Genomic DNA, 3,628 nt, shown 5'->3' with positions numbered 1-3,628 from the left:
CTCGCTGGCGGCGGCGCCGCCGGCGCCGCGCCCCGAGTGGCCCGCGCCGGCCCCCGCCGACCTCGCGATGCTCATGTACAGCTCGGGGACGACGGGCCGCCCCAAAGGCGCCATCGTCACCCACGGGTCCTGGGTCGCGCAGACCACCCGGGCGCTTGGGGAACTGCCGCCGATCGGACTGGGCGATGTCGTCCTGGCCGTGGCACCCATGAGCCACTTCGGCGGATCCATCGGCCTCGACTGCGCCGTGCGCGGCGCCGCCACGGTGACGATGCCGCACTTCGACGCCCGCGCCGTCCTGGAGGCCGTCGAGACGTTCGGCGTGACGGTCCTCCCGCTGGCGCCGATCATGCTCGAACGTGTGGCGCGCGCCGCCGGCGGAGCGGCCAGGGCCCCGCACGGCGTCCGTTCCGTCCCCTACGGCGGCTCGCCCATCGGCGCCGAAGCGCTGGAGCTGGCGGAATGCGTCTTCCCCGGTGCGCTCACCCAGTTCTACGGATTGGCCGAGGCACTGGCACCGCTCACGGTGCTCTCGCCCGCCGACCACGCCTCCGGGGTTCCCGGCCGCCTCGGCTCCGCCGGACGTCCCGTCACCGGGGTGGCGCTGCGCCTCGTCGGCGAGGAGATCGTGGTGCGCGCCGACACCGTGACGACCGGCTACTGGAACCGCCCGGAGCTGACCGCCGAGGTGCTCCGCGAGGGCTGGTTCCACACCGGCGACCTGGCCCGCGTCGACGCCGACGGCTACGTGCACCTCGTCGGCCGCTCCAGCGAGATGATCGTGACCGGCGGGTTCAACGTCTACCCCGCCGAGGTCGAGCGGGTGATCGCGCGGGTCGACGGAGTCCGCGAGGCCGCCGTCGTCGGCATGCCCCACCCGGTGTGGGGCGAGGGCGTCACCGCGGCCGTCGTGCTCGACGACGGCCGGCGCACCGGCACACCCGGCGAGGACGTACTCGCCGCCATCGCGCACGCCTGCGCCGCGGCGCTGGCGGACTACAAGAAGCCCGTGGCGGTGCACGCCGTGCCCGGGATCCCCAGGAACGCCGCGGGCAAGACCGACCGGAAGACCCTGCGGCAGACACTGTCCGACCGAGAGGAACACTGAGACCATGCAAGCGCTCGACGCTGTCCGCGTACTCGACTTCACGCAGATGATGCTCGGACCGTTCGCCACCCAGATGCTGGCCGACCTCGGCGCCGACGTCATCAAGGTGGAGCGGCCGGAGGGGGAGTGGGAACGCGGCCTCGCCATGATGGGCGAGTACGTCGGCGGAGCGTCGGCCGCGTTCCTCGCGATGAACCGCAACAAGCGCTCCGTGGCCCTCGACCTCAAGGATCCCCGGGCCAAGGAGGCACTGCTGAGGCTGGGGGCGACGTGCGACGTCGTCGTGGAGAACTTCCGCCCCGGGGTGATGGACCGGCTCGGGCTCGGATACGAGGACTTCCAGGCCGTCCGCGAGGACATCATCTACTGTTCGGGGTCCGGCTGGGGCCAGGACACCGGCTTCGCCAGGGCGGGCAGGCCGGGGCAGGACCTTCTCATCCAGTCGATGTCCGGGCTTGCGGCGTCGACCGGGCGCAGCGCCGATCCGCCGACCCCCGCGGGCACGGCCATCGTCGACCACGCCACCGCGCTCACCCTCGCCAACGGCATCATGGCCGCCCTCATCGCACGCATGACCCACGGCATCGGCCAGCGGGTGGAGGTGGACCTTTACTCGACCGCGATCGCGATGCAGTGCCAGGAGATCTCGGCGTTCGTGAACCAGGGCACCGAATACGACCGGTCCGCGTCCGGCATCGGCCAGGCGTGGCTGTCCGCGCCGTTCGGGGTCTACGAGGCCGCCGACGGCTGGCTGGCCATCGCCATGGCGCCTCTGGAGACGGTCGCGGCGGCCGTCGGCGTCAGCGGCGTCGCCGACTTCGACGCGTGGGCCGAACGGGACGACGCCAAGCGGGCGCTCGAGGCCGTCACCCGGACGAACACCGTCCAGCACTGGCTCGACGCACTCCTTACCGCGGGCGTCTGGGCGGCCCGGGTACGTACCACCAAGGAGGCCGTGGACGAGCTGCGGGAGGAGGGCTCCGACCTACTGGTGACCCTCGACGGCCCGGCCGGTACGCCGATCGAGCTGGTGGGCTGCCCCGTCTCGCTCAGCGCCACCCCGTGGCGCCAGCGGCTCGCGCCGCCACGGGCCGGCGAGCATACAGCGGACGTCCTCGGTGAGGTCCTCGACGACGAGAGCCTGGCCGCCCTGGTCGGTGACGCACGATGAGCGCCCGGCAGGAGCCGCCCACCGTGACGGCGGGTCAGATCGTCTACCCGCACCCGCATCTGGCGGTCCAGGACAACACGGTCGACGGCTGCGGCCTCGTGCGTGTTCTGCGCATCGACCGGGAGGAGAAGCTCGGCGCGCTGTCGGGCGAACTCGTCGCCGCCCTCGGCGAGCAGATCATCCGCGTCCGGCAGGACCGGGAGGTGCGCTCGGTCCTGCTCACCGGCACCGGACGGGGATTCATCGCCGGCGCCGACGTGGGCGAGTACTCCGGCGTGAGCACCGACGCCTTCCTCGAGTACCAGCGCATGTCGCGCCAGGTGTTCGACGCGCTGGAACGCCTGCCGCAGCCCAGCGTCGCCGCCGTGAACGGCTATGCCTTCGGAGGCGGGTTCGAGGTCGCCCTCTGCTGCGACTTCATCATCGCCTCCGCACGCGCGAGGTTCGCCCTGCCCGAGGTCACGCTCGGGCTGATTCCCGGAGGCGGCGGCACCCAGCGGCTGTCGAGGGCCGCCGGGACCCGGTTCACCAAGGAACTGGTCATGACTGGTCGCAGCGTCCACCCCGACGAGGCGCTTCGCCACGGCCTGCTGACGGAGATCGCCGAGCCCGAGCAACTGATCGCGCGGGCCCTCGAATTCGCGGTCCTCCTCGCGACGAAGGCCCCGCTCGCGGTCCGTGAGGCCAAGCGCGTCATCGACGGCGGGGTGGCCCAGGGGCTGGACGCGGCCCTGACGGCCGAACAATCGGCGCTCGGCGCTCTCTTCGACTCCGCCGACGGCCGGGAAGGCATCAGCGCGTTTCTGCAAAAGCGCGAGCCCCGGTTCCGGGGCGCCTGACCGCCTGGTCGGCAGCGCGCCGGGGCCAACCGCCACTCGGCCGCACGAAGCTCGCTGTCGCCCTGTTCTCGCTGGAGCCGCAGCGCCGACTGACCGCCGCAGGCAGCCCGGTCCGCTCGCTGTTCGCCAGCCCTGGCATCGCCCGCACCACGCCGGCGGCCCACTCCCGGTCGAACGTCATCAACCGGCTCACGTTCCGCACCAACGACCTGGAGCGCGGAGCACTGTCGTTCCAGGAGTGATCCCGGGGCAGCGCGCCGCGATACCCGAACAGCCGCGATACCCGAACAGGGGGATGTCTCAGCCGCGTATGGTCACGCCGTGGCGTGTGCGCAGTCGGTGCAGCTCCCACCGGGAGAGCGCGGTCACCGACAGCGGGCCGCCGAACAGGGAGCAGAGCTGGGCCCACAGGGGCCCGCCTGGCATGCCGCTCCCGGTCAGGTTGAAGACGGCGGTGATCCAGACCATCACCACGGTGATCACGGCCGGCAGTGCGGCGTGCACGTAGGT

At 72.4% G+C, this 3,628-nt stretch carries 3 protein-coding genes and 1 pseudogene; 3 read left to right on the top strand and 1 reads right to left on the bottom strand.

Translation table 11 applies throughout. From position 1 onward, the window contains the following. From KN815_RS35255 to KN815_RS35245, 3 genes are all read left to right on the top strand, one after another. On the top strand, positions 1–1,108 hold a 1,108-nt coding region (locus KN815_RS35255; protein WP_216345917.1), incomplete at its 5' end, for a class I adenylate-forming enzyme family protein. Between the two features lie 4 nt (positions 1,109–1,112). Then, entirely contained in the window at positions 1,113–2,279 is a 1,167-nt protein-coding gene (locus tag KN815_RS35250) for a CaiB/BaiF CoA transferase family protein (RefSeq protein WP_216345916.1), read from the top strand. After that, complete coding sequence (locus KN815_RS35245) at positions 2,276–3,118, top strand: enoyl-CoA hydratase/isomerase family protein (protein WP_216345915.1); 843 nt, start codon at positions 2,276–2,278, stop codon at positions 3,116–3,118. The genes KN815_RS35250 and KN815_RS35245 overlap by 4 nt, the downstream gene beginning before the upstream one ends. Positions 3,119–3,418: 300 nt before the next feature. Here the strand turns inward: KN815_RS35245 and KN815_RS35240 are convergent. Then, positions 3,419–3,628, bottom strand: a pseudogene (locus KN815_RS35240) (hypothetical protein); the annotation flags it as partial.

It is taken from the genome of Streptomyces niphimycinicus (assembly GCF_018883605.1).
Lineage (GTDB): Bacteria > Actinomycetota > Actinomycetes > Streptomycetales > Streptomycetaceae > Streptomyces > Streptomyces niphimycinicus.
The sequence above is the reverse complement of the archived record's forward strand: the minus strand, read 5'-3'. Positions and strand labels throughout refer to the sequence as shown.

What these genes read in the sequence shown, in the direction of transcription:
- KN815_RS35245 (WP_216345915.1), top strand. Translation starts at nt 2,276, where the DNA reads ATGAGCGCCCGGCAGGAGCCGCCCACCGTGACGGCGGGTCAGATCGTC.
- KN815_RS35250 (WP_216345916.1), top strand. Translation starts at nt 1,113, where the DNA reads ATGCAAGCGCTCGACGCTGTCCGCGTACTCGACTTCACGCAGATGATG.